Genomic DNA, 22,841 nt, shown 5'->3' on the forward strand with positions numbered 1-22,841 from the left:
GTGAAGCGCTGGTTGCGGGAGCGCTCCGATGACGAGTGCTTTGCTTTCGTCAGTGCCTGCATTCGCTTCCGTGGCTACGGCTACGAGCAGCGCGCTCTTGATCTGGCCACCTCTTGCATCCGGCAGCCTGCGCATGCGCTGGTCGTCTTGCGTGCCGGCCTCGTGGATCCGGACGCCGGCAGCATCAAGTTTTGGCTCGCGTTCGGCATCAAGAAGCTGGGTGGCCGCAAAGTCCTCGCGGAAATTTCGGCATTGCTGGATGCCAAGCCTTCGGCGGTGGACAAGGCTCTCTATTGGCTTCCAGGGTTGCTGCCGTCCACGGATGAAGCATCCCGCGCTAGCTGCCAGATCCTGCGCGCCGAGGCTCAGCGCCGAGGGATCATTCGCGGGCCTGCTTCTACTTGCACGCCGGATGGGCGAGTCCTCTTCCATGATATTGATGGGCCACCGGACGTTGGATCGAGTCCGGGCTTTCATCGGGGTTCGGGTGGGCTGTAGTATCCGGCACGGAGATGAAGATGCTGCTTGCTGCTGCCGTGCTGTTGGCGATGTGTTCCTGCGGGTCGAGCGGGGTCGCGTCGCGTGGGCGGGAGGTGCAGTATGTGAACAAGACCAAGTTCGTGGGCGATGAGGCATTCTGTGTCGTCCATGACAAGCGGATGAAGCTGGCTCCGGAACTTGAAGGGCCGGGCGCCGACGGGCTGCCGGGTGATTTCATGGAGCAGCATTGGCAGCAGTTCCCGAATGATGGTTACTTTTATCCGGCATGCTCCCCGGCGAGCGGAGAGAATGTCTGGGTGTGCCCGGCGTGTTCGAGAGATTCTGCCCGGATGAAGGGGAAGATGGGGTTGCTCCCGTGATGTCGGCTTTACTCATGGCATGGGGTCTGAGCATCATTCGATCAGCATTCATCTCCAGAGCGAGCCATCGGAAGCTCGCGCACAGCAGTCGGAAGAGTCCTGACCCTTGAGGCTTGATCAAAAGAAATGCCCAACCGTATGCCCAATCCGGATACACCTGCCTGTGAATGCCGCTGGTTTGAGCGGGCTGTTGCCGACGATTCCATTCCGGTGGTCTTCGATGAGTTGATGAATGAGTATCACCTCCTCCATCACAACGGGCGCGGGCACCTTTTGTTTTACCATTGTCCGTTTTGTGGAGGACGCGCACCGAAGTCTCTGAGGGCTACCTATTGGACGGAGGTTTCGATGGAAGAATCCGTCCGACTCCATGCGCTCACGAAGGACATCAGGACCCCCGAGGAGGTGTTCTCCACGTTTGGTCCGCCGGATCAAGATTTCGAGTTTGGAAGCGGATGCACAACGCCGGGTTCACAAGAGGAAGCGCCGGAAACCACGCTTGGCCCCCGCCGGGTAGTCTATAAATCCCTCTCCGAAACAGCCGACGTTCATGTGCTGATCGATCGGTATGATCGATTGAAGTTCTCATTCAGACGCCGGTACATCGGGCCCAAGCGGAGCAATCAGGCGGATCCTGGCACGCAGCAGTCTGCTGGGGCCTGATCCTTGATCCTCGTTCAAAGAAGTGTCCCGAAGATGAGACTCGCCGAAATTTGGACCGGTGCACCTGTGACAGAGGGGGAGATCACCGCGATCCGCGCGGTTGCGCCTGAGTCAATCGCGAACGAGCTCGAGCGCTTCTATCGCAAGTGCAACGGAGCCGAGCGGGGATTCAATGAAGTGGACTATGCGGCCGACAAGTTCGACTGTCTGCGCATTGACGCGGTGGACATCACCATCAATCCGGAGACACGGAGAACACTGGAGGAGTGCTTTCCGGGTTATTGGGTGATTGGGAGCGATGCGGGGGCTCAGTTGATCGCGTATGACATGGATGCGGAGCTTCCATGGCCGATTGTTCTGATCCTGCCTGGAGATGATGCTCCGCCGACTGTGCTCGCAAGAAATCTGGATGAACTGTGCGAGCTGTACTTCAGTCCTACTGATGCGGGGTAGGCTAGGGTCGGACAATCGGACGCGGGCAAGCGTACCCCGGGCCCGGAATTGGAGTTCGCAGCTGCGTGTCGGGGTGCTGGATACCTAGAAACTTCACCCGCAGGAGCGTGTTCCCCGTCACTCCCCTCGTTCGCGAAGGTCTGGGTGGGCCCGGCGTGTTCGAGAGAAGCTGCCCGGACAAAGGTGGAGATGGGGCTGAGATGATCCCGATGGGCGGAGATTTCAGGCTCCCTTTCCGCCCGATGATTGCCTACATATGAGTCGTTTGTTGAAAGAGATGAATCTAGGGCGACTAGTCAAGCGTTTGGTCCATGGCGGTTCGAGCCATCTGGATGGTATCGAGATGGAAGTCGTGGAGGCGGTCTTGGCCCAGCTTCCGGAGCAAGAATCGCAGGCGATCCGAATGCAGTTGGAGGATCTGGAAACGGTGCAGAAGGCGGCAGGGAACCGCATGGTCTGCATGTGGTACCGGGGCTCCGCCCGCTCGCCTTTGTTAGAAGGCGGCGAATTTTGTTTGGCGCGCCTGCGCATCGCGGAGGAGAAAGTGACCGGCACCATTCAGCTGATGGTGCACCGGGGGCGCCTCCAGTCATTCGAGTATTCCCGGGGCCGGCCCGGCCCTGACTTCACGATCCGCTCGGTGGAGATCCGGCCCGCGAAGGTCGCGTCGGTGGCTGCGGCAATCGACCGGCTGGAACACGATGAGCCGAATGACGATTCGGGAAATCATTCATAAGCCACGAGATGCCATCGTCACAGGGCGCCGATGAAGCGAAGTATGCCGCTTACCTCGCTCACGAGCGGCACATGTTCGCCTAGTGCCTTAGCGCTTACGGAGGCATTGCTCCGGACACGTCGGTAGCCCGAGCGGAAGAGCTCTACCCCTATGCGCCGGTAACGGATCCCTACCGCTGGCTCATCTTCCATGACGAGGCATGGAACTGGGCCATGTTTGATCTCCTCGGCGAGGGCTATTGGCGTTCACGACCCGAGTTCCAGTCTCCCTCTTCCGAATACCGTGCCGAGTCCAGCAGGCACCGTGACTCCGGTGCTTGAGCCTGCGCTTGCCGACCGGAAGGCACGGCCCCGGAATTGGAGTTCGCAGCTGCGTGTAGGGGTGCTAGATACCTAGAAGCTTCACCCGCATGAGCCTGTTCCCCGTCACTCCCCTTGTTCGCGAAGTTCAGGGCTTGATCGTTCAGGCCTTCGAGGTCTCGGAGCCGGAGGCGGAAGAGTTTGCGGCGGAGCTGGTGGCTCTGGCGGAAGGGTGGGGCAGCCGTGAGAGCGCTGCGAGCCAGGATTGGTCTTACCGGGTGAGGAAGCATCTGGGGAAAGCCGGGAAGCTGAAATGGCGCTCCGAGGAGGAGCGGGCTGGCTTCGAGGCGGCAGAGAGCGAGCGGCATGCGAGGTATGAGTTTCTGATCGATACCAAGCACCGCGCGTGATTCCGGGCTTCATCCCTGTCCGGGAGCCGCTATGCTCCGCGTGTCCGGAGAAGATATGAGGTTCACCACCATCGCCATTCCGCTTGTCTTGGGTCTCGCGCTTGCGAGTTGCGGGGAGAGTACTGCCCAGCGCGCCAGGCGGCTGAAACTGGACGCTGCGAGAATTCAGAATGAGACGACCCGGGCGATCGTCATGGAAGACCTGAAGTTCATGGTGGATCTCGACGAGAGGGAACAATTTTTCGCCCGTCTCAGGAAGGACATGGATCGGTGCAAGATCATCACCGATGAGCTGCGGACGATCGACCCCGGGGCGGACCTCGCTGATCTGGAGAAGAACACCAAGCTGATCCTTCTGAGGATCAGAATCGATGAGGAGCAGAACAACAGTCGCCGCAGGATTTCGGAGAGCCGCCGCGATTCTCCCCGGAGCGGTGAGGTCCGTTCGACCTTGAACGAGTCAATCGCCCAGATCGAGCGGGAGATCGAATTGATCGAGGAGGCAGGCGAGGATGCCAGCGGGGCCAAGAAATTCTTGGAAGAACTGAAGAAGCAGAAGGCCGCGGAAGACAGCAATGCCGAAGATGCCAAGGGCATGGAGTCCGGGGGGAAGAGCGGGGAGATGGCCCCAACGGAGTCGGAGCAGGTGCCGCGCTAGCGGTTGGAGGGCAAGCGGAGTCGAATGCGAAGATGGAGTTCGATCAATCTATCCAATGGCGATGGAAGCTTGCGTTATCCGCAGCCTTTCTCTTCACGCTGTCCGTCACGCCGCTGGGGCGGGTGTTTGGATTCACGCTCGTGGCCCTTTTGGGGCTGCTCCTGGTCGCCGTCATCGTTGTGGCGGCGTGTTCGATTCTCGCGGGTGAGAAGAGAAAATCGCTCGCTTGGGTGGCCCTCATCGTGGTGGGGGCCGATATCGGCTATCTGATGCTGCCTATGCTGATGAACGAGCGAGGCTAAAGGGTAGGCCTTCGGCCCTGGCTCCACGGCGCCCCTGCGGCTTCCATGAAACAGGGCGATCGCGGCGGGTCTGCTTTCGACGCCGAGCTTTTCGTAGAGCGCCTTCACGTGGGTCTTCACGGTCTCCACGCCGGTGCCGAGGATGCAGGCGATCTCCGGATTCGACTTCCCTGCGGCCACCCATTCGAAGACCTCCCGCTGCCGTGGCGTGAGACCGGCGGCGATGGCCTCTCCCGAAGCCGGGGCAGGGGATCCGGACAGGATCAATTCGAAGCTGCCCGGCGCGGGCCTGATCCGGATCTCCAGCCTGCCCTGCTTCCCCGTCAGGCGCAGTGGGGGGGCAGGAGCGGATCCCGGGGAAGAGGATGCGGCGATCCGGGCGCGGGCCCAGGCCCGCAGTTCCTCCGGCAGATGAGCTGCACGCCGCCGGGGGAACCATCTCTGCAAGAGTAGCTCCGCCTCGGGACCGCTCTGCAGCAGTCGCCCGTCCGCATCGATCCGGATGCTGGCGTTGTCCGCCCTGCCGATGGACTCCAGCGCCGCCGTCACGTGGTCCCGCAGGAGACCGAAGAGGGAGAGGTCCTTGCGAGTGAAGCTCCGGCGTGAACGGTTGATGACGATTGCGTGGGTGTTCCCACCTGCCGGGCGGAAGTCGACGCCGCAGTTCTCCTCGATGCCGAGCGGGCGGCAGAAAGACTGATAGATCTCCGTGCGATGCCAGTCGCGGACGGAGAGGAAGTCGGTGACTTTTGTCGGGCCGCCCCGCGGGTCTTCCAGGCAGAAGCGTACGCCCGGGTGCTCGCGATGATGCGCCGCCAGCACGGGCAGGTAGGCCGCCAGCGAGGGCCCGGTGCGCTCCGCCAGCAATCTCATGCCGCCGCCGGCGAAGAACTCGAAGAAGTAGCCGTGCTCCCCGCCGACGAGTTTCTCGGCTGCGAGCATCGCCGCCTCCGCCACGGCATCCGCGGAGCTCGCTTGATGGATCTCCAGAACGCACTGGCTGAACAGACGGAGTTGCCGGGAATCGATCGTCTCCATGAGCTACGATCCGGGTTTGTGAAGGGAGTCCTGATCGTTGTCAGTTCCAAAATATCCCTCTGTCTAGGGATACCGGGTGCCCGGAGCGGGTGGTAGATGGAGCGGCCTGCCACCCACCCCTTGTATGAAATCGCCCTTCCTGCGGGTCCTGTTCCCGCTCGCCTGCCATCTGCCCTACTCGCCCTGCTCCGCCGCCAGCGCCAGCTGGTCCGCCACGCCTGCCTCGGGCGATTGGCATGCGGCCGCGAACTGGTCACCCGCCAGCGTGCCCGTCGCCGTGGAGGACACGGCGACCTTCTCCGCGACCTCGCAGCCGGGCGTGTTCCTGAATGCAGGAGCCTCCCCGGGAGCCATCGTTTTCGCCACGGATGCCCCGGCCCATGGGATCGCGGTCAATCCCGCGGCGGCGGCCAGCGTGACGATGGAGATCGGTGGAAGTGGCATCACCAACGGGAGTAGCTTCCAGCAGCATTTCCTCGCCAAGGCGGATGCCGTGAACGGGACTTTCGGGACGATCCGCTTCGCCAATGCGGCGACGGCAGGAGCCAACGTGAGATTCACCGCCGAGGGCGGATCGGCAGCCACGAAGTCCGGCGGCCTGGTTCACTTCACGAACACGGCCACGGCAGGCACGGCGTTGTTAGAGAATCTGGCCGTCACCGTCACCACTGCCGCCCGCGCGGGCACGACGCGCTTCTCCAACCAAGCGAGCGCTGGCAATGCGACGCTCCACAACTATGGCGGCACGATCGGATCGGTGCCCATTTCGCTTTCCGGCAGGACCGAGCTGCCGGACAGTTCGACGGTCGGCAACGCGACGATCGTCAATCAGGGCGCGACCACCGCGGGCTCGGTGGGAGGCCTGTTGCGGCTCTCCAACAATGCCTCCGCCGGGAGCGCGAGCATCACTAACAGAGGTGGCTCCGTTACGGGCGGGCGCAGCTATGTGCTGGCCTTCGATAGCTCCACGCTCGGCAATGCGACGCTGGTCAATGAAGGCGGAAGCGCCGGCACGAGCGGGGCTATCACCCAGATCCAGAACAATTCCTCCGCGGGCGCCTCCACGATCACGAACAAGAGCGGGAATTTCTCCGGAGGAGGTCAGGGGCAGACAGGCTTCTACCACACCTCGAAGGCGGGAACGGCCGTGATCCATTCCGAAGGCTCCCATCTCAGCGGAGCGGGTGCCAGCCTGCTTTTCACCAACAGTGCCTCTGCGGAAGACGCGACGATCACCAACAGCGGAGCCACCAGCGCGACCGGCGGCCAAGGGTTCACCAATTTCTATCTGAACAGCCACGCCGGCACCGCGGCCATCACCAACCACAGCGGAACGGTCAATGGCGCCAGCGGAGGCACCACCGAATTCCGCGACAGCTCCAGCGCCGGCGACGCGGCGATCATCAACAAGGGTGCCACCGTGAGCGGGGCGCGAACCGGATGGACGAAGTTTCACGACAACTCCACGGCCGGCAATGCGACCTTCACCAATGAAGGCGTGGTGGGTTCCGCCTTCTATGGCGGCGCGACTGCCTTCTACGACAACAGCAGCGCGGGAACAGCCACCCTGAACTGCATCGGAAAAGGCGAGATCATCTTCGAAGGGAACTCATCCGCCGGCACTGCGCGGGTGAACATGAGCCACGCCTCCTGCGCGCTGCGGATCGACGCTCACAACGCTCCCGGAGTCTCGATCGCCACGCTGGAAGGCGGCGGCCAGATCTACATCGGAGCCAATACCTTGGTCGTCGGCGCTAGCAATCTGGCCACCACATTCAGCGGAACCATCCACGGCGCCGGCAACCTGACCAAGGTGGGAACAGGTGAGTTCCTCTTCTCCGGGGTGGGGAACCATACCGACCCAACCCGGGTGGAAGGCGGAACGCTCACGCTCCGGAGCAGGGGGTTCAGCAGGATCTTCAAGGTCGCCGCCGGAGCCTTTCTAAAGTTCGAAGGGAAGCCCCTCGGGAATCTCGATTACCACATCGACGAGCTGCACCTCGCCGGAGTGCAGCAAGCCGCCGGCGTCTGGGGTTCCCTCACCTCGAGCGCTCCTAACAAGTCCGCCTTCCTCTTCGGCAACGGCACCTTCGTCGTCGCAAAAAATCCCGAGCCCTACGTCGCCTGGGCCCAACAGAAGGGCGTGACGGACGCTAACGACGTGCGGACAGCGGATCCCGACAAGGACGGGATGCCGAACATCATGGAATACGCTTTCGACGGAAACCCCTTTTCCCCCGAGCCCCAGGCGAAGATCGCAGGCAAGCTGGCCGCGATCGAGAACCAGGGAACTCCCGTGCAGGTGATGACGCTGACGATCCCGGTGCTAGGAACCGCGGAGACGACGGCCTTCACCGGCACGGGAGCGCTTTCCGCAACTGCAAGCGGTGTGAGCTACCGGATCCAGGCCGGTGGCAATCTCAGCTCGTGGTCCACGCAGGTATCGGAGATCCCGGCGGCACAGGCCACGGCGCTGCGGGATAGCCTGAACCTGCCGGCGCTCTCGCCGGGATGGAGCTACCGGAGCTTCTCGGTGCCGGTTAGCGGGCCGGCGGCCTTCCTACGCGCCGTGGTGGAGTGAGGGGCCTCGATCTGGCGTCCGGTGCACCGAGTTGACTTCCCAGATTCCATTGACAAGCCTTTTGTCGGGATCGACCGGGATGCTGCCACACTGCAGCACGGCCGCCGATCGATCCGAGGAGGAACTAGCCAATGAATGACGGAGAACCTTTCTTTCTGGGCATTGGCATCTTCGCGGTGGTGATGGGAGTCATCTCGGCGCTAGCGACAAGCGATCGCGGGAAGAAGCGATGGCTCAAGGTCTCCGGTCCTCTCCTGGCGGCGATCGCTCTTCCCTTGGTGCTATTTTTCCTGATGGGCTTCTGCCAGTGGTACGATCAGCCGGATCCGAGATTTCTCGATGCCATCCGCTCCGGCTTGGCCGCGACATTGATCTATGGCCGTGTCGTCACCGTCGGGTGCACGGTGATTTCATTGATCTTCTTCGGCACGGTCTTCTGCGTGGTGCGGGTCTTCGAGAGATCGGGCCGCTAAGCGAGGGTTCACGCAGAGAATGGCGAGGTGCTGAGTTCAGATCGTGTTAAGGAATATGATGCGTGTCCTGATTTCAGGTGGTCCCGGTTCGGGGTGCACGTCGACGGCTGCGGCTGTGGGTGCCGCTCTGAAGTTACCGGTTTTCGATTCGGACTCGTTCTTTCACAAGGCGAGCGACCCGCCATTCCAGCAGCAGAACAGTCCCGAGGAGCGACGCCAGCTTTTGAGGTCGGCACTGGAGGACAGCGATGCCTGGATCTTGAGCGGCTCGATCGCGACATGGGGTTTGGTCGAACTTGCGCCGACGCACGGGGTGTTTCTGGAGGTTCCCGTGGAGGAGCGTTTGAGGAGGCTGGAGGAGCGGCAACGGATGCTATTCGGAGCGAGGATCGAGCCGGGAGGCGACATGGCGGAGGAGCATCGGGCATTCATGGAGTGGGCACCCGGTTACGAGAGCCGGAGCGGTGCGGGCAGGAATCTGAGAACCGACCGGGACTTCCTGGAGACACGGTGCGAGCGCTTCATGGCCATTGCCGGGGTGATCCCTTTCGAAGAATTGGTCGGCGGGGTGATTGCGTTTCTCAGCGGAGAAGCGCGGCAGGATGATGCGGTGGTGGCTGCACGCTGAAGCAGGTGTCTTGCCGCCGGGGGGGCGGCTTCATCTCTTCTGCGATTCCGCGCTTGTTCCCGCGCAGGCTGTCGCCGAGCTTCGGCGATAGAGGAGAAGCAGATACGATGGCCATGTCTGAACAAGCGAAGAAACTTGTCGCCGGGCTTGCGCAGGGAATCCTGCTGCTGGGCGAGATCAAGAAGCGTGGTGCGGAGATCAAGAAGGACCACGATCTGGCGATGGAGCTGTGGGCGTCCGGGGAATTCCGGCCGCGTATGCTGGCGACGTTGATCTTCGACAAGAAGCTGCTGACGGAGGCTGTGATCGAGCAGCTGGCGGCGGACATGTCCGCGCACGGGATGGAGGAGCGCTGCCAACTGGCGGACTGGTTCATGGCGAACCAACTGGCAAAGGGCAAGAAGCTGGCGGCGCTGATGCTTGGCTGGGGGGGTCATCCTTCGCCGATCCTGCGTCGCTTGTTCTGGTATCATCAGGCGCGCCTGCGCTGGGTGGGACAGGCTCCGCCTGGGAACAGCGTGGAGCTGATGAAGTCGCTGGAGAAGAACATGGCGGAGGAAGAGCCCGAGGTGCAGTGGGCGATGAACTTCTGCGCCGGGCAGATCGGGATCCACGAGCCGGAGTTCCGGGCGAGGTGCGTCAAGCTGGGCGAGGCGCTGGGGCTCTACAAGGAGGAGAAGGTGTCGAAGAATTGCACGCCGTCCTATCTACCGGAGTTTATCCGGATCGAGGTGGCGAAGCGAGGGTGATTTGGTGTAGAGCCACGCTGAGAACCGGGTGATGAGTGCACAAGTGAGAGAGATCTACGTCGGCCGGCAGCGGGAGGCGCCGATGCAGTTCGTCCGCAAGATCGAGGTGATCGCCGGCAAGGGACTGGCCGGGGATCGCTATGCCGAGGGCACCGGCTCCTACTCGAGATCGAAAGGCATCCGGGACGTGACCCTCATCGAGATTGAAGACCTGTGGAATTTCTACGGGAGATCGGGGATCGATCTCCACCCCGGCCTCACGCGGCGGAATATTGTGACTGAAGGGATCAAGCTCTCGGACCTCATTGATTCATCCTTCACCATCGGGCCCGTGTCCTTTCTCGGCCTGCGCCCTTGCCCTCCATGTCGGCATCTCGCCAAGCTCATCGGCATCCCTGATGTTCTCCATGGTCTAGCCCACTCCGGGGGGATCTACGCGCAGGCCCTGAGTGACGGGATCATCAGCATCGATGACCCCGTGGGCCTGCCGGGGGCTGAATGAACTCGAATCAAGCGCAGCATGAAGGAAAGCCGAGGCGCGGAAGACGGCGGGGTATGGAGATGCATAGGGCCACTTCCGGGGCGCCGTATCCTCGACAGCCCGGGGCGCGGTTGCCTAGTATCGGGAGTCTGGTGCTGCCATGCTTCGAGCCGTTCTCCCGAGAGATGAACTTTCTATCCCGCATCATGATCCTCTCAGCGCTGCTCTCGCTCGCGGGCTGTGGCGATGGCGACAAGCTATGGGAGGACGGGAACTACCGGGTCTATGCGCGGCCCAATTGCCGCGAGATCATCATGGGATACCACTTCGGAGACGGTGGCGTCTTGGGACTATCCGGTCCCACCGTGACTGCGGCCGGGGCGGATGCCAGGCATGTGGTCTTTCAGGTGAACGGGGCGTCCCATTTCTACATCGTGAGAGAGGAGGGCGGGGAGGGGACGACTCACGGGCCGTATGCTGTCGAGGCATTCGAGGCCATCCGCCGGGAACTATCGCTGCCTTCCTTCGAGTGGCACCTCCGCCGATGATCCGGCAGGCGAGGTTGGTGTGGTGGTGAGTTTGGCTTCCACTTCAATCGGCCTGCTGCCTACGATCGGAACATCAGGCTGCATGATCACTTGATGAAGAGGGCACAACCCCAAGCATCCCGGTAAAAGGATGCTTGGAATAGATCACAAGGATGTGGAACAAGATTGGCCGGTTTTTAATTCAGTTTATGAGACGGGGTTCCCTCCCGTTTCCATTCGCGTTGCTCCTCAGCATGCTGCTCTTGGAGGCTTCCGATCAAATCCTGAGACCTGACCCAAGCAATATTTCGTCGGGCGATCCGGGCGAGACTCTGGGGGGATACTTGGTAGCCGCGCTAATCGTGTTGCTTCAGGGATTCATCGGCTTCCCAGCGCTGCTTTTCCTCGATCATGGCAGGCTCGGGCTCCGAAGCTTCCTCGGAGTTGCTGTGGTTATGTCCCTCCTGATCTCTGCATGGATAGGCTCGGCGCTGCGGGCCCCCCATCTCGGGGAATCGTTCGGCTTCATGTTCTCCATGGCCTTGGCCTTTCTCGGGCCTCCCCTTTTGCTCAGCTTCTGGATGGCTTATGCCCTTCGGCCGAAGAGGACAGCAGTGTCTTAAGGCTTTCCCGTCCTTTCGGGAGATGCCTGATTCTTACATTTTAAGAGAGCCATGCCTGCCGACGAATCCGATCCAATTGAAGCGTTCTTCGAGGGGCTCGTGGAAACGGTCTTCTACGGCGCTTCCTATTTCACCGGAGCCTTGGTGTTTGCCCTGCTAACTTTGGGGCAGATTCCTTTCGCCCCGCTTTCAAGCATTCATGAGAGGAAACGAAACAAGAAGCCGCCGAAGGGCTGGAGCATCTGGCTGCACCACCCCGTGCAGAAAAAGATCCTCCGCGCCGAGGTGATCTGCGCGGTCGGGTTTTTCAGTTGGATCGGCTTGGGATTCGCGATTTACCATGTGGTGAAGTGAAAGCGCCCCGTAACTTGGTGAAGCAGATCTCCCTATTTGCCGCTCTGTTTTCGTGCGGGTTCGCGGAAGCGCAGGAACCCAAGAAGATGCTGCATCCAGATTTTCCGGTGATCGAAGGCAAGTATCAGATGACCGACAACTGGTCGGTGACGCTGGACCAGAAGCATAACCGGCGGATCGAGGAAGGGAGCCTGGTGATCTGGCGACCGGGCTTCACGATCTGGACCCGGGTGTGGAACCTGAAGGAAGGGGAGACGGCGGAGGAGCGGCTGAAGAGTTTGCGGGCGGATATCTCGAAGGAGGCCACCGATGTGGTCGAGAGCAGGGATAGCATGCCGCTGCGGCTTTCCTACCGGCTGAAGGAGAAGTCGGAGGACGATCGGCAAGCGGCGTTCTACGGGGTCGCCGTGAGTGCGTCGGGCCATGTCCATGTCGCGATCTATTTCGATGATGCCAAGGACCTGAAGACGGCGCAGGAGATCTTCGCCAGCCTGACACCGGCGAAGGCCGAGGCCAAAGCCAAGGACGATGGTGGCCAGCCGACGAAGGGGCCGGAGGCGAAGTGAGATCCGCGGCTTTCGGCTAGAAGGGGCGGGCGGGTTCGGCTAAGGCTGGGTGGAGTGATCCGATTGAAAGTAAGAGCGCCCTACTCCGGGGAGAAGGTGAAGGACTGCAAGCTGGTGAGATGGCACCGGGAGGATGGGGCTGCGGTCGAGGTGGGCGCCTTGATCGCCACCTTGGAGACGAGGAAGGCGGTCAACGAGATCGAAGCCGCGGATGCGGGCGTGCTGCGGCACCTCGTGAAGGAGGGAGATACGGTGGCGATCGGAGCTTGCTTCGCGATGATCGAGAACGACGGTTTACGCGAGGAGGGTGATGCGCTCCACCTGACGATGGAGATCTCCCGGGATGATCTGGCCGCGATCGATGCGAGGCGCGGTGAGCTGAGCCGTGATGAGTATGCGCTGCGGTGTGTGCGAGAGAGGCTTGAACAAGATGCAAGCGCTAGCAGCAGCCATTCCGACGAGGCGTGATCTCGGCCGTTATTCTCTCAATGGAAGCGACCCCACAAGCCATCATCAAGGAGGTAAGCTCGAAGCTCCATCGCGACGTGCTGAAGCTGTGCGGATTCAAGAAAACGGCGTATGTATGGACCCGGGAAGGCGACTGGCTCAAGATCATCGATCTACAGTTCTCAAGCTGGAACAGCTCAGAGGAGGCAAGGCTCACCCTGAATCTGGGCGTCTTCATTCCGAATCTTTATCGTGCGATGCGATCTCATCCTGTCCCCGACAAGCCCAAGGAGTTCCACTGCGATGTCCGAACCCGGATCGGGATGTTGTTGCCGCCAGGCACCGACAAGTGGTGGACGGTAACGGCGGCAAGCAAAGCTCAAGACTTGTTCGATGAGTTGAGCGCGGATCTATTGGAAACTGGAATCCCTTGGCTCGATGGCCTTCACAGCTATGAAAGCGTTGCCGCGGAATTGCTGCTCCAGAAGAACCCTTTCAAGGCTGCCGTTGTGCTCAAGCTTGACGGTCGCGATGATGAGGCTGCCAAAGTAATGAGAACCGCTCGGGAGAAGGCTCACAAGCTGGCCTTGCCAGAGCTCGTGCGAGTCGCGAAAGCGTTGGGCATACCAGTCTAGATACGCTAAGTGCAGGCAGACCAGCGCTTGGCTTGAGTTTCATGCTCCGTTGGTCAAGGCCGGGCTTCGGGCGCTGCCATGAGGCTTGCGGCAAGTGTTGTGCTCTCGTGTGTTGTGGTAGATCATCGGGGGACAGGAGCCTGTTCATGGAATCAATCAGCGACATAGAGCAGATGGCAGAGGCTGCGTGGGATGCCGGTCACAACCGGCTGGCCCAGCGCCTGCTCCAGCGAGGTGCGGACTTGGGATCGGACGGGTGCATGCTGAACCTCGGCTACGCCTATGACGTGGGACTCGGCACCCGCACCGACAAGGTGATGGCGATGCGCTGGTACAAGCGGGCTTACCGCCGGGGCCATGCATCGGCTGCATCGAATATCGCCGTGCTCTACAGGGAGCAGGGCAGGGACCGAATGGTCTTCGCCTGGTACTTGCGTGCCGCAGAGCTTGGGGATGGAGGTGCCATGCTGGAGCTTGCGAAGCTCCTTCTCGCGGGTCGGGGTGTCCGTCGTTCTCCTTCGGAGGCCTTGGGCTACTTGCGGGGCGCGCTATCCACCAAGTTCATCTGCGAGGAGTCTTGGGAAGAGGCGGAGGAACTCATGCAACAGCTTGCGCCGAAGATCGTGCATGAGTGAAGATCGGCTGCGTCGGGGAGATGATGCGAGTCCCGTCGTTATCGGTCTTGTGCCTTTCCTCGACCTTGTGAAACATCGCGAGCCTTGAAGCCTACCTTGGAGAAATGAAACTCGGCGCCGATGACTGTCCGCACTGCGGGAATCTCTACGTCTTCTTCACCGGTGGATTGATCGGAGTTAGGTGTCGTGCCGAGGGCTGCCAAGCGGGGTATGTGACGAGCAATGTGCCGGCGATCTACTCCGATCACGTGGACTACACCTGCTTCGTCGAGAGCCTTCCCGAGGACTGGAAGCGGGCGGTGGCGTGGCTGGCAAACCGCTTCCAGATCCCGGTGAGAGAGGTCAGGAGATACAGGGATGATCCTTCAGGGCCCCTCGTCACCCGGAAGGCTCCGGAGCTTCTCGGGCTCCGCGCGGAGCTTGAGGAGCATGGCATCCGCATCCGGATCGAACCGGAGTTCAGGTGGACTGAAGATGACATCGTGCCTGAAAGCGGGGAGAGGCCGCTCAACGACGAGGAGTTGCGGACGATGAGCGAGATCATTGGCGAGGAGCGCGAATTGGATAGGCGGCCAAGTGAGGCCGAGATGTGAACATCAGTTTCTTTCTGAAATGCTATGCGACCGAACCGGAGCTCGAGCTGGCTCTACTGCACGAAGTGCGGGGTGTTGACGATCGCGCCATCGATCCCGGAGCACCGGAAGGAGCTGGGTCTGGATCCGTGAAGAATCCGATCGCGCAGGCCTCCGCGTGCGCTGCGGTGACGATATGATCTTGGTGACCCCGATGGATCACGCATCACTCGCTGAGCAAGGAGGCGCGGTAGAAGCGGCGGCCGATTGAGACGGGGGAGGCGGGGTCGGTGTGCTCCTGCGAAGCGGTGGCCAAGGTGAGATCGACCAGCGGGGACCAGGAGAGGGCGCTCATGTCGTGCGACCACTCGATGCGGTAGGTGGAGCCGACCGAACCGGTGAGGGTGAGCTTGGCCAGGCCGGTCATCGGCGCGATGGCGAGCGTGGGTTCCAGCACCTCGACGACGGAGGTGTGATCGAGGCCGATGTAGGCACCGCCGGCGGTGGATTGGCCGGTGATGCTGATGAGGGTGCTGGCGCCTTGTGCCACGAAGACGAGCTTGAATTCCTGCCACTGGCTGCCGGTGGTGCCGGTGGGATTGAAGGTGAAGGGCGCGGTGGTGCTGCCGGCGCTGGCATTCACGGAGATGGGCCCGTGGGTGGCGGGCGAGCCGGCATCCTGCTGGGTGCCGAGGTGGAACTTCAGCACATATCTGCGCCCGGCCACGGTGGGGATGCTCTGGGAGACGCCACCGAAGGGCGAGTTCTGCACGCCATCTCCCTGGAGATCGAGGAAGAAGGTGCCATCCCGCGGGATCACCGGGTGCACGTTCGGCGCGGAGTTCGGATACTCGCCCCAGGCCAGGCTGTCGTTGATCACGGTCCAGCCGGTCATGGCGGTGGAGCCGTTCGGCAGGATCTGGAAGCCATCGCCGCGATCGACGAAGGTGCCGAGCTCGAAGCTCGGATTGACGAGGAGGTTCTGGGCCTGCGCGGGTGCGGCACAGAGGAGGCAGGCGAGACCGAGGAGGGCGGGACGGGAGATGCGCGGGAGCGTCTTCATGCGGTGAGTGGCGTTCGGATCGGGAGTGTCGGGTGAGGAGCATGGGGGGAGGAAGCCAACCGGACCACTTTAGTCCGCCGAGGCATCTTGCCAAGATCGTTCCGGGCGGCGGGTCAAGGGTGTTATCGTGACGGGAATTTTTACTAACATCTACGGTATATCCGGATGTGCGAACTCGTGATGAAAACTTTGCCAGCCGCGGGATGCCATGCCTAGGCTGGGCGGGACTATGAGAACCCCCTCCCTCCCTCAGGTTATCCTCGCCCTCCTCTCCTGCACCGCTGCCCAGGCCACCGAGACCGATGCGGTCTCCTACAGCCCGCGGATCCACCCCCACGGCCTGTATGCCGACCGGCCGGCGGTGAATCCGGATGAGGTCCGCACGCGCGACAACGGCGGCTTCGACGTGCTGACGAATCTAACAGGTGTGACCGGTATGCGGGCGGACGCGGTGAAGGCCACGGCCAGTACGAGCTCGTATGAATTCCTGAACCTGCGCGTGGCATCGAACCAGACCACCTACGATGACTTCCTGGTGGGCTACTACAGCTTCGATCTGGCGACGCAGCGGCTGGTCCCACAGCGCTACGAGAAGGCGCCGGCCCTCGGGATCTTCGAGCCGGAGAACTACTTCCTGCTGAAGGACAACACGGATGCGGTGAACTTCTACACCAACCCGGCGACTCCGGCGCAGTTCGCACAGGGCATCCAGCACACGCTGCAGAGCAATACCGACTACTTCGCGAACCTGACGGCGGGGCAGCGGCTCTGTCTCTCGATCACCAACCTGCCGGCGGGTCAGGTGATGCGGGTGATCATCTCGCTGCAGGACGGGACGATCTATGCGGATGACCAAATCACCAGTCCGGGCACCTCGGTGGTGGGGACCTTCTCGAAGCTGCCGATCCTGGTCACGGGCACTTACCGGCTGCGGATCGAATCGGTATCGCCCACGGCGGCGTTCTCGTATCGTGCGCGCTTCTTCAATGAAAACGGCGCTGCAACGACCAACGTGGTGAACGGCAGCAATCTCGGCGTGAGCCTGGCCGGTGCCGCGGGGGGATTCGGTCTGCTCTATCAGAAGTATCGCGTGAGCCTGAGCAACGGCCAGACGGTGAGCGTGCCTGCGGATGCGGACACGGCGAGCTACCTGATCAACTCGCGCGGGAAGCTGCTGGACGGCGGCACGAACTCGGGGATCCAGAAGACGGTCACGGAGACCGGCACCTACTACATCATCGTGGCTCCGCTGAGTGAGAACACGTTCGCGAGCGAGTCTTACACCGGCACGCTCACGATCACGAGCGCGCTGAGCTTCCGGAACTGGTCCGTGGCTCACGATCTCTCCTATGGCAAGGATGGCAGCGAGCAGGATGCCGATGGAGACGGGGTGAAGAACATCGTGGAGTATGCGCTGGGGATGAATCCGAAGGCCAGCGATCCGGCTCCGCCGACCGCACTCACGCGCAATGGGAACGCGGTGGCGCTGAGCTACCTGAAGCCCGACTACGTGCAGGGCACCACGGTGCAGCCGCGCTTCTCCACGAACGGCCAGAGCTGGAGCAACGGCACGGCCACCGCGGGCGCGGCGGAAGCGGGCGGCACGCGCATGTCGGCCACATTTCCAGCGGGCTCAGGCCGCGGCTTTGGTCGGCTGGAGGTGAGCGGGGGCAATTGAAGCGGCGAGCGCCGGCTTGTGCTCTCGTCATGATTCCCGGACACTCGGGGCATCTGCTCCAGCAGTGTCACGCGTGAACGAGATCGAAACCAGAATCGAGGACGATTGCCCGGATGAAGTCCGGGAGCAGATCGTCCGCTCGCTCGTCGCCTACAACGATGCGAATGCGTCGCCGCAAGATTACCGCGATTTGGTGGTGGTGTCCCGCCTGGGAGGCGAGGTGGTCGGCGGCCTGATCGGGTTCACGCATTGGAATTGGCTATTCATCAAGCAGCTCTGGGTATCGGAGTCGGTCCGTGGCCGCGGCGTCGGGACGGAGCTGATGCGGGCCGCGGAGCGGGAGGCGGTGGCGCGTGCCTGCCTGCATGCGCACCTCGATACCTTCGGCTTCCAGGCGCTGCCCTTCTATCAGGGGCTGGGCTACAGCGTCTTCGGGCAGCTGGGGGATTACCCGGTGGGGCACACGCGGTATTTTCTGCAGAAGCGGGATCTGAAGGCGGGGGAGGTATGATCGTGTGGCGCGATGAGAAGCTCGGTGCGAGAATAACGACCCGGGCGAAGCTGTGAGAACGACGCTTGCCATGCCTGACAGGGGGCTCAATCTCCTCAGGATAGGTAGCGACCGAGATGAGTGGTATGCCGAGATACGAGATCATCAACCTCGGCTTTTCGCCGGCCGACGGCGAGAGGCCTGAGCTTCGATTCATTGAAGGGGATATCCATTTCTCATTCCTTGATTGGCGGGAAGTGCTCGTTCGGTTCACGGCATACGACGTGCGTTATTTCTCGTGGATCGAGGAGCTGGATGTGCCCGGTATTCGGGATGACGTTGCCTACGAGGTTCTCGAATCGGAAGTCATCCGGAAGTATAAGGAGCAGAAGATCATATCGCCAGATGATGTCTATCGACACTTCAAGATCTGCTTCAATGAGCAGGGAGTTTTGGATGTGGTGTGCGAAAGAATTGCCGTGCATGGCCAGAAGGGCTTGGATGAGGTGATTCCTTAATCTGATGACTCATGGATGCGATGGATCGAAGGCCTGACATGATGCGCCACTTTCCGAAGCGTCTCGCCCGGTGGCGAGGTGCGCGGGCGCGCTTGTGGACGCTCACGAGTGGCCATCCGGTCCTGACGATTCTGCTGACGATGGATGAAGTTCCGGGAGGTCTCATGATCTACTGTGGTAGCCCGGAGCGGATCGAGGCACCCCGGCACTGGGATAGCTCGGATATCCAGATCGAGCTCGATGCGGGTCTCTTTCGCGTGGTCGATCATGGAGCACGGGTTCTCATTTCCGAGTGTTCGGTGGGCCTCCGCGAGTTTGATTCGATCGATTGGGGCGCGCTTACCGAGCATGAAGGTGTGCCGGGGGATTCGTGAGTCTTGGACCGCAAGGGATTTGGCCTTCGCGGTGTGGGTGGGGGCGCTGGATGGCAGGCATCCGGAATCGGGGCGGCGTGCGCTTGAGCGGCTGGGACAGGCGCTGGTGAAAGGCGGGAAACTGTTCATCAATGGGGAGATCCGATCCGGGAGATCGGTCGTCAATCCGGGCCTTGAAGGATTGGAGGCTCGACTGACCGCGGCTGCAGGTGGATCCTTCCGATGTTAGCTTGGACCTCATCGAACGTATGAACCGGAATCAGATCTCTTGGTGGCTGTGGGCCATTGGCACGGTGTTGATCGCGCTAAGTTGGTTCGATGTGGTCAGTGGCACCGTGGGCTGGTGTGGCTTCGGAATCGGCATGATCGGTAGTGTCCTCGGGTGGGGTGTCGTCCCGCCCCGGGGCAATCCTCCGCCCGAAGGTCCGGAAGCCGATGGGCGCGAGAAGGAGCGCGAGGATTAAGAGCCTCATCCCCGGAGGATCACGGCGCGCTCGAGCCACCTTTCAGCGGGCTTGAGATCCGCGGTGGATTTGCAGATGCTCGGTTAGTCAACGCGAAGTCCATGCAATCGAGAAAAGACACCGCGTGGAAGAAGAGCCGGAAATTCGGCGATGTGAAGGGCGGCAGGCAGCGGCCGAAACTGGCGGACAATATCTTCGCCCGGGCGCACTCGCTGCAGCGGCCGGGGAGGGGGATCGAGCTTCCGCTGTTCATCAGGGACAATCCTTCGCGGGATTACTTCTTTCCGGTCGGGGAGGAGGAGTTGCGCCGGGAGTTGGCGCACTTGCCGCGGAAGGATTGGCGGGGCATCACGCACATCTGGTTCCGCGCTGCGGCGGGTGCTGGAGCGTTACGGGGCGGAACTGACAACCCGGGACGGGGAGTGGATCTCCAAGTGGAAGCTGCCGGGGCTGAAGAATTTCTACGTGGAGTATCTGTTCTTCCACGAGATCGGCCACCATGTGGACCGCTACCTGCGGCACTAGAGCAAGGCGAACCGGCGGACCCTGGAGGAAGCGGCGGATCAGTATGCCTTTAGCAAGACGACGAAGCGATCGATCACCTACAGGGCGGAAAAGGCGAGGATCAACGAGCGTGAAGAAGACTAGCAAATCGCGATGAGAGCACCGGATGCCACGCTTGTTTACGAGGACGTGATCCTATCGCCTGCCTGAAGAGGGGCATCATCATGCATCTTCGTGGTGGAGAGGCACTCCAGCTCGCTGCGGCCTACGCGGCGTTTCGGTCATGTCACGGTCTCATTCTCGGAGACGGAGGACATTCCCGTGATGATCTCGGGAACCCTTCCGGAGAATTGGAGCGAGGGGAAAAGCTTCGTCGGATTCTGCACGGCCCTGCTGGCCCACGTCGGGCTGTCGGCCGATACTCCCTACGATGCCAACTTTCATCTCGGCGGCCTGAAGGTGGGGATCCACGCGGAGGTGGACCGGCACGGAAACGTGATCAGATTCTAACAGCGAGAGGGGATTGATTTGAAGGGGTCGACTTGAGCAGCGCTCTCTGCTTCTTTCTCCGGCTAGATGTGGATGCGCCCGTTGATTGCCCTGCCGGTGATGCTGGCCTTGTCCGGATGCGGTGCCGGTTCCGGGGTCGTGCAGAATGATGAGCGGCCGGTAATGAGCGGGAATCCGGTGCGGGATGCCTACGCGACCGATCTGCACGAGTTCAAGCGGACGGGGCTGGTGAAGGCGGAGGTACTGGCCCGGGTGGGAGGTACGGCTTCGCAGCTGAAGACTCCGGACGATCTGAGGAAGCTGCCTCACTCGGAGCTATCCACCGTCATCTTGTCTCCGGAGGCGCTTGCGGAGAGGAAGCTCGAGTATGGGCGGAGTGCCGAGACCTATCATGTGCTGGCGGAGGGCGGGAGCGATATGATCCTCTTCTTCGAGAGCGAGGGACGCTTGCGGGAGTATTTCCATTTCTAATGGGATTCTCCTTGAGCCAAGGAAACTCCGGGTATGATGCCGACGGGTAAGAACCATGCGAAAGCCAGCACTTGTCATCGTCGGATTCCTACTATTGTTCGCAGTGGTGGTGCCATGGGTGGTCGCGTATCAAAGCAGCTGCTCGGTGACTCACGGCTACGGGCGATTGAATGGCCGCCAGACCGATTGCGTGGCGGTGGATGGCACGCACTTCGACCGCTACTTGTGTCTCATCTTCGATGGCTCGGCAGGTCATCGGGTTTCCCCGGGGGAGCGTGACATCCTCCTTGATGGCCGGCCGGTGGAGTTCCCGTATGGTGAGAACGTGGGATTCCTCCATTCGGACGGGCGGATCGAGTTCACGGCCATCTCCCAGGCGAATATCGAGTCGGAGAGCTATCGAGGCAGTAGCGAGATCTACTATCTTCTGGGACGATTGCCCTCGCAGAAGCAGATCGCCTTCGGTGTCCCCCGCGAGGAATTTGTGAGGCGGAAGTTCTTGGGGCCGGAATGAAGGTCAGCCTGCTCTTGCGCGCGGGAACGGGAGTTGCTTGATAAGGGATGCTGGCAAGAACGTCGGCGAACCAATAACCCTGAAACCGACATGGCACTCAAGCGCATGGATAACGTGCTGATCGTGGTGGAAGACCTCGATGCGGCAATCGACTTCTTCACGGAGCTGGGGATGGAATTGGAGGGGCAGATGACGGTGGAAGGGGCGTGGGTGGATCGGATCATCGCGCTGGAGGGTTCGCGCAGCGACATCGCGGTGATGCGGACGCCGGATGGTCATAGCCGGATCGAGCTGGACCGCTTCCAATCGCCGAAGGCGATCCGGCGCGAGGTGGAGGATGCGCCGGTGAATACGCTGGGCATCCGCCGCATCATGTTCGCGGTGGATGATCTGGAGGAGGTCGCCGCGCGCCTGCTGGCGAAGGGGGCGAGCATGGTCGGCGAGATCGTGCGCTACGAGAATGCCTACAAGCTCTGCTACATCCGCGGGCCGGAGGGGATCATGATCGCGCTGGCGGAAGAGCTGTAGGGTATGAGGAAGCTGCTTCTCTCTCTTCTCTTGGTCCCGCTGTTGCTGGTGGTGGTGCTCGGCTTCAAGGGGCTGCTGCCGGGTGGCGATGGCGTGGTGGCGCGGCGGAAGCTGGCGACGATGCAGTGGGAGCGGCCTGATGTTGCGGGGTGGCGCACGGACGCGCCGCAGGAGCTGAGGGATCCGCCTGATGTCAGGTGAGTCATAGGCGCATCCAGCGATGAGGCTCCGGCATCGCGGACACAAAGGGTTTGGCCGTGGACTCCTTGCTCCCCTTTAGGGAGCGGGCGGGTGGGGCTCTCACCCGGGGTTGCGTCGCGGTGCTTCTTACCCCGGGCTATCTCCTTGCCGCCCCTTTGGGGCTCTAGATCGGAGGCTGTAGCGAAGCGCAAACTGGACGGCGCGGGAGGGACTGGTGCAGGGTGCTGCCATGCGACCTCTGCGGTATTCCATCAATGTGACGCTGGACGGGTGCTGCGATCACCGCGTGATGTCCGGAGGCGAGGAGATGCACCGCCGTGCGGCAGAGAATTTGGAACGGGCGGATGGACTGATCTTCGGCCGGGTGATCTATCAGATGATGGAGGAGGCCTTCCGCCCGGCAGCGCAGACGGCGGAGGGTCGGTCGGATCCCTTCGTCCGCACCATCGATGCAGCGAAGAAGTATGTGGTCTCGGGCACCTTGGAGAGCGTCGATTGGAATGCGGAGCTGCTGAGCGGCGATCTGGCGGAGGCCGTGCAACGGCTCAAGCAGGAGCCGGGCAAGGGATTGGCGACCGGCGGGGTGACGCTCCCGCTGGCACTGGCGGAGCTGGGATTGATCGATGAGTATGAATTCATCGTGCACCCGCTGCTGGCGGGTCATGGCCCCAGCGTCTTCGCGGGGCTATCGAAGCATGTAGCCCTGAAGCTGGTGGACCGGGTGGAGTATGACTCCGGTGCGGTGGCGCTGCGGTATGAACCGCAGAGGTAGTGACGGGATCATGGATCTTGGATTCCACTCGCCCGCACTTATCATCCCAACCCCCAAGCATACA

At 61.7% G+C, this 22,841-nt stretch carries 34 protein-coding genes; 32 read left to right on the plus strand and 2 right to left on the minus strand.

The features are described from left to right. From OJ996_RS23250 to OJ996_RS23280, 7 genes are all read left to right on the plus strand, one after another. A complete protein-coding gene (locus tag OJ996_RS23250; RefSeq protein WP_264516102.1) occupies positions 1 to 498 on the plus strand; it encodes a hypothetical protein in 498 nt (165 codons plus the stop codon). Between the two features lie 14 nt (positions 499 to 512). Then, positions 513 to 860, plus strand: coding sequence for a hypothetical protein (locus tag OJ996_RS23255; protein WP_264516103.1), 348 nt, complete (start codon positions 513 to 515; stop codon positions 858 to 860). A gap of 126 nt (positions 861 to 986) precedes the next feature. Beyond that, positions 987 to 1,523: a hypothetical protein gene (locus OJ996_RS23260; protein WP_264516104.1), complete on the plus strand. Its 537-nt coding sequence runs from the start codon at positions 987 to 989 to the stop codon at positions 1,521 to 1,523. 33 nt (positions 1,524 to 1,556) lie between these two features. Next, a complete protein-coding gene (locus OJ996_RS23265) occupies positions 1,557 to 1,976 on the plus strand; it encodes an SMI1/KNR4 family protein (protein WP_264516106.1) in 420 nt (139 codons plus the stop codon). 277 nt (positions 1,977 to 2,253) lie between these two features. Beyond that, a complete protein-coding gene (locus OJ996_RS23270) occupies positions 2,254 to 2,712 on the plus strand; it encodes a hypothetical protein (RefSeq protein WP_264516107.1) in 459 nt (152 codons plus the stop codon). A gap of 409 nt (positions 2,713 to 3,121) precedes the next feature. Continuing rightward, the gene (locus OJ996_RS23275) at positions 3,122 to 3,421 is read left to right on the plus strand and encodes a hypothetical protein (RefSeq protein WP_264516108.1); all 300 of its coding nucleotides are present in this window, start codon (positions 3,122 to 3,124) and stop codon (positions 3,419 to 3,421) included. 55 nt (positions 3,422 to 3,476) lie between these two features. After that, positions 3,477 to 4,079: a hypothetical protein gene (locus OJ996_RS23280; protein WP_264516109.1), complete on the plus strand. Its 603-nt coding sequence runs from the start codon at positions 3,477 to 3,479 to the stop codon at positions 4,077 to 4,079. Between the two features lie 74 nt (positions 4,080 to 4,153). Here OJ996_RS23280 and OJ996_RS23285 read toward each other — a convergent pair whose 3' ends face one another. Further along, positions 4,154 to 5,419: a helix-turn-helix transcriptional regulator gene (locus OJ996_RS23285; protein ID WP_264516110.1), complete on the minus strand. Its 1,266-nt coding sequence runs from the start codon at positions 5,417 to 5,419 to the stop codon at positions 4,154 to 4,156. A 124-nt stretch (positions 5,420 to 5,543) separates the two neighbouring features. Between OJ996_RS23285 and OJ996_RS23290 the strand changes: the two genes are divergently transcribed. From OJ996_RS23290 to OJ996_RS23350, 13 genes are all read left to right on the plus strand, one after another. After that, positions 5,544 to 8,000, plus strand: coding sequence for a beta strand repeat-containing protein (locus OJ996_RS23290; protein ID WP_264516111.1), 2,457 nt, complete (start codon positions 5,544 to 5,546; stop codon positions 7,998 to 8,000). Positions 8,001 to 8,131: 131 nt separating this feature from the next. Further along, entirely contained in the window at positions 8,132 to 8,473 is a 342-nt protein-coding gene (locus tag OJ996_RS23295) for a hypothetical protein (protein ID WP_264516112.1), read from the plus strand. 115 nt (positions 8,474 to 8,588) lie between these two features. After that, positions 8,589 to 9,101 carry a P-loop NTPase family protein gene (locus OJ996_RS23300; RefSeq protein ID WP_264516113.1) on the plus strand — a complete coding sequence of 171 codons (513 nt, stop codon included), beginning with the start codon at positions 8,589 to 8,591 and terminating at the stop codon, positions 9,099 to 9,101. 107 nt (positions 9,102 to 9,208) lie between these two features. Further along, positions 9,209 to 9,850 carry a DNA alkylation repair protein gene (locus OJ996_RS23305; protein ID WP_264516114.1) on the plus strand — a complete coding sequence of 214 codons (642 nt, stop codon included), beginning with the start codon at positions 9,209 to 9,211 and terminating at the stop codon, positions 9,848 to 9,850. A gap of 31 nt (positions 9,851 to 9,881) precedes the next feature. After that, complete coding sequence (locus tag OJ996_RS23310; RefSeq protein ID WP_264516115.1) at positions 9,882 to 10,352, plus strand: MOSC domain-containing protein; 471 nt, start codon at positions 9,882 to 9,884, stop codon at positions 10,350 to 10,352. Between the two features lie 185 nt (positions 10,353 to 10,537). After that, positions 10,538 to 10,879, plus strand: coding sequence for a hypothetical protein (locus OJ996_RS23315; RefSeq protein ID WP_264516116.1), 342 nt, complete (start codon positions 10,538 to 10,540; stop codon positions 10,877 to 10,879). Between the two features lie 233 nt (positions 10,880 to 11,112). Beyond that, on the plus strand, positions 11,113 to 11,481 hold the full coding sequence (locus OJ996_RS23320) for a hypothetical protein (RefSeq protein WP_264516117.1): 369 nt from the start codon (positions 11,113 to 11,115) through the stop codon (positions 11,479 to 11,481). Positions 11,482 to 11,532: 51 nt separating this feature from the next. Continuing rightward, positions 11,533 to 11,835: a hypothetical protein gene (locus OJ996_RS23325; RefSeq protein ID WP_264516118.1), complete on the plus strand. Its 303-nt coding sequence runs from the start codon at positions 11,533 to 11,535 to the stop codon at positions 11,833 to 11,835. An 86-nt stretch (positions 11,836 to 11,921) separates the two neighbouring features. Then, entirely contained in the window at positions 11,922 to 12,401 is a 480-nt protein-coding gene (locus OJ996_RS23330) for a hypothetical protein (protein ID WP_264516119.1), read from the plus strand. Positions 12,402 to 12,455: 54 nt separating this feature from the next. Next, positions 12,456 to 12,869 (plus strand): lipoyl domain-containing protein, encoded by a 414-nt coding sequence (locus OJ996_RS23335; RefSeq protein WP_264516120.1) that lies wholly within the window; start codon positions 12,456 to 12,458, stop codon positions 12,867 to 12,869. Positions 12,870 to 12,889: 20 nt separating this feature from the next. Beyond that, positions 12,890 to 13,483 (plus strand): DUF4304 domain-containing protein, encoded by a 594-nt coding sequence (locus OJ996_RS23340; RefSeq protein WP_264516121.1) that lies wholly within the window; start codon positions 12,890 to 12,892, stop codon positions 13,481 to 13,483. Between the two features lie 146 nt (positions 13,484 to 13,629). Continuing rightward, positions 13,630 to 14,118: a tetratricopeptide repeat protein gene (locus OJ996_RS23345; RefSeq protein WP_264516122.1), complete on the plus strand. Its 489-nt coding sequence runs from the start codon at positions 13,630 to 13,632 to the stop codon at positions 14,116 to 14,118. 104 nt (positions 14,119 to 14,222) lie between these two features. Continuing rightward, entirely contained in the window at positions 14,223 to 14,711 is a 489-nt protein-coding gene (locus OJ996_RS23350) for a hypothetical protein (RefSeq protein ID WP_264516123.1), read from the plus strand. Between the two features lie 205 nt (positions 14,712 to 14,916). On the opposite strand, the gene OJ996_RS23355 is transcribed toward OJ996_RS23350, so the two are convergent. Beyond that, positions 14,917 to 15,753, minus strand: coding sequence for a DUF642 domain-containing protein (locus tag OJ996_RS23355; protein WP_264516124.1), 837 nt, complete (start codon positions 15,751 to 15,753; stop codon positions 14,917 to 14,919). Between the two features lie 229 nt (positions 15,754 to 15,982). On the opposite strand from OJ996_RS23355, the gene OJ996_RS23360 reads away from it, so the two are divergent. The 12 genes from OJ996_RS23360 to OJ996_RS23415 all read left to right on the plus strand — a co-directional run bounded on the left by OJ996_RS23360 (position 15,983) and on the right by OJ996_RS23415 (position 22,777). Further along, on the plus strand, positions 15,983 to 17,431 hold the full coding sequence (locus OJ996_RS23360; protein WP_264516125.1) for a hypothetical protein: 1,449 nt from the start codon (positions 15,983 to 15,985) through the stop codon (positions 17,429 to 17,431). 64 nt (positions 17,432 to 17,495) lie between these two features. Beyond that, positions 17,496 to 17,942: a GNAT family N-acetyltransferase gene (locus OJ996_RS23365; protein WP_264516126.1), complete on the plus strand. Its 447-nt coding sequence runs from the start codon at positions 17,496 to 17,498 to the stop codon at positions 17,940 to 17,942. A 116-nt stretch (positions 17,943 to 18,058) separates the two neighbouring features. Beyond that, a complete protein-coding gene (locus OJ996_RS23370) occupies positions 18,059 to 18,439 on the plus strand; it encodes a hypothetical protein (protein WP_264516127.1) in 381 nt (126 codons plus the stop codon). A 38-nt stretch (positions 18,440 to 18,477) separates the two neighbouring features. Further along, positions 18,478 to 18,813, plus strand: a complete 336-nt coding sequence (locus OJ996_RS23375; RefSeq protein ID WP_264516128.1) for a hypothetical protein — start codon at positions 18,478 to 18,480, stop codon at positions 18,811 to 18,813. 248 nt (positions 18,814 to 19,061) lie between these two features. Further along, positions 19,062 to 19,277, plus strand: a complete 216-nt coding sequence (locus tag OJ996_RS23380; RefSeq protein WP_264516129.1) for a hypothetical protein — start codon at positions 19,062 to 19,064, stop codon at positions 19,275 to 19,277. Positions 19,278 to 19,655: 378 nt separating this feature from the next. Continuing rightward, positions 19,656 to 19,802: a hypothetical protein gene (locus OJ996_RS23385; protein ID WP_264516130.1), complete on the plus strand. Its 147-nt coding sequence runs from the start codon at positions 19,656 to 19,658 to the stop codon at positions 19,800 to 19,802. Positions 19,803 to 20,015: 213 nt separating this feature from the next. Continuing rightward, a complete protein-coding gene (locus OJ996_RS23390) occupies positions 20,016 to 20,291 on the plus strand; it encodes a hypothetical protein (RefSeq protein WP_264516131.1) in 276 nt (91 codons plus the stop codon). Between the two features lie 72 nt (positions 20,292 to 20,363). Then, positions 20,364 to 20,762, plus strand: coding sequence for a hypothetical protein (locus OJ996_RS23395; RefSeq protein WP_264516132.1), 399 nt, complete (start codon positions 20,364 to 20,366; stop codon positions 20,760 to 20,762). 55 nt (positions 20,763 to 20,817) lie between these two features. Beyond that, the gene (locus OJ996_RS23400) at positions 20,818 to 21,276 is read left to right on the plus strand and encodes a hypothetical protein (RefSeq protein ID WP_264516133.1); all 459 of its coding nucleotides are present in this window, start codon (positions 20,818 to 20,820) and stop codon (positions 21,274 to 21,276) included. A gap of 90 nt (positions 21,277 to 21,366) precedes the next feature. Next, complete coding sequence (locus OJ996_RS23405) at positions 21,367 to 21,804, plus strand: VOC family protein (RefSeq protein WP_264516134.1); 438 nt, start codon at positions 21,367 to 21,369, stop codon at positions 21,802 to 21,804. A 3-nt stretch (positions 21,805 to 21,807) separates the two neighbouring features. Next, entirely contained in the window at positions 21,808 to 22,005 is a 198-nt protein-coding gene (locus OJ996_RS23410) for a hypothetical protein (RefSeq protein WP_264516135.1), read from the plus strand. Between the two features lie 229 nt (positions 22,006 to 22,234). Continuing rightward, the gene (locus tag OJ996_RS23415; RefSeq protein ID WP_264516136.1) at positions 22,235 to 22,777 is read left to right on the plus strand and encodes a dihydrofolate reductase family protein; all 543 of its coding nucleotides are present in this window, start codon (positions 22,235 to 22,237) and stop codon (positions 22,775 to 22,777) included. The last annotated feature ends 64 nt before the right edge of the window (positions 22,778 to 22,841 follow it).

This window comes from Luteolibacter rhizosphaerae (assembly GCF_025950095.1).
In the GTDB taxonomy this organism is placed as follows: Bacteria; Verrucomicrobiota; Verrucomicrobiia; order Verrucomicrobiales; family Akkermansiaceae; genus Haloferula; species Haloferula rhizosphaerae.

Coding starts and splice junctions, on each gene's coding strand:
- OJ996_RS23255 (WP_264516103.1), top strand. CDS start 513: ATGAAGATGCTGCTTGCTGCTGCCGTGCTGTTGGCGATGTGTTCCTGC.
- OJ996_RS23260 (WP_264516104.1), top strand. CDS start 987: ATGCCCAACCGTATGCCCAATCCGGATACACCTGCCTGTGAATGCCGC.
- OJ996_RS23265 (WP_264516106.1), top strand. CDS start 1,557: ATGAGACTCGCCGAAATTTGGACCGGTGCACCTGTGACAGAGGGGGAG.
- OJ996_RS23270 (WP_264516107.1), top strand. CDS start 2,254: ATGAATCTAGGGCGACTAGTCAAGCGTTTGGTCCATGGCGGTTCGAGC.
- OJ996_RS23275 (WP_264516108.1), top strand. CDS start 3,122: ATGAGCCTGTTCCCCGTCACTCCCCTTGTTCGCGAAGTTCAGGGCTTG.
- OJ996_RS23280 (WP_264516109.1), top strand. CDS start 3,477: ATGAGGTTCACCACCATCGCCATTCCGCTTGTCTTGGGTCTCGCGCTT.
- OJ996_RS23285 (WP_264516110.1), bottom strand. CDS start 5,419: ATGGAGACGATCGATTCCCGGCAACTCCGTCTGTTCAGCCAGTGCGTT.
- OJ996_RS23290 (WP_264516111.1), top strand. CDS start 5,544: ATGAAATCGCCCTTCCTGCGGGTCCTGTTCCCGCTCGCCTGCCATCTG.
- OJ996_RS23295 (WP_264516112.1), top strand. CDS start 8,132: ATGAATGACGGAGAACCTTTCTTTCTGGGCATTGGCATCTTCGCGGTG.
- OJ996_RS23305 (WP_264516114.1), top strand. CDS start 9,209: ATGGCCATGTCTGAACAAGCGAAGAAACTTGTCGCCGGGCTTGCGCAG.
- OJ996_RS23310 (WP_264516115.1), top strand. CDS start 9,882: ATGAGTGCACAAGTGAGAGAGATCTACGTCGGCCGGCAGCGGGAGGCG.
- OJ996_RS23315 (WP_264516116.1), top strand. CDS start 10,538: ATGATCCTCTCAGCGCTGCTCTCGCTCGCGGGCTGTGGCGATGGCGAC.
- OJ996_RS23320 (WP_264516117.1), top strand. CDS start 11,113: ATGCTGCTCTTGGAGGCTTCCGATCAAATCCTGAGACCTGACCCAAGC.
- OJ996_RS23325 (WP_264516118.1), top strand. CDS start 11,533: ATGCCTGCCGACGAATCCGATCCAATTGAAGCGTTCTTCGAGGGGCTC.
- OJ996_RS23330 (WP_264516119.1), top strand. CDS start 11,922: ATGCTGCATCCAGATTTTCCGGTGATCGAAGGCAAGTATCAGATGACC.
- OJ996_RS23340 (WP_264516121.1), top strand. CDS start 12,890: ATGGAAGCGACCCCACAAGCCATCATCAAGGAGGTAAGCTCGAAGCTC.
- OJ996_RS23345 (WP_264516122.1), top strand. CDS start 13,630: ATGGAATCAATCAGCGACATAGAGCAGATGGCAGAGGCTGCGTGGGAT.
- OJ996_RS23350 (WP_264516123.1), top strand. CDS start 14,223: ATGAAACTCGGCGCCGATGACTGTCCGCACTGCGGGAATCTCTACGTC.
- OJ996_RS23355 (WP_264516124.1), bottom strand. CDS start 15,753: ATGAAGACGCTCCCGCGCATCTCCCGTCCCGCCCTCCTCGGTCTCGCC.
- OJ996_RS23360 (WP_264516125.1), top strand. CDS start 15,983: ATGAGAACCCCCTCCCTCCCTCAGGTTATCCTCGCCCTCCTCTCCTGC.
- OJ996_RS23370 (WP_264516127.1), top strand. CDS start 18,059: ATGAGTGGTATGCCGAGATACGAGATCATCAACCTCGGCTTTTCGCCG.
- OJ996_RS23375 (WP_264516128.1), top strand. CDS start 18,478: ATGATGCGCCACTTTCCGAAGCGTCTCGCCCGGTGGCGAGGTGCGCGG.
- OJ996_RS23380 (WP_264516129.1), top strand. CDS start 19,062: ATGAACCGGAATCAGATCTCTTGGTGGCTGTGGGCCATTGGCACGGTG.
- OJ996_RS23395 (WP_264516132.1), top strand. CDS start 20,364: ATGCGCCCGTTGATTGCCCTGCCGGTGATGCTGGCCTTGTCCGGATGC.
- OJ996_RS23400 (WP_264516133.1), top strand. CDS start 20,818: ATGCGAAAGCCAGCACTTGTCATCGTCGGATTCCTACTATTGTTCGCA.
- OJ996_RS23405 (WP_264516134.1), top strand. CDS start 21,367: ATGGCACTCAAGCGCATGGATAACGTGCTGATCGTGGTGGAAGACCTC.
- OJ996_RS23410 (WP_264516135.1), top strand. CDS start 21,808: ATGAGGAAGCTGCTTCTCTCTCTTCTCTTGGTCCCGCTGTTGCTGGTG.
- OJ996_RS23415 (WP_264516136.1), top strand. CDS start 22,235: ATGCGACCTCTGCGGTATTCCATCAATGTGACGCTGGACGGGTGCTGC.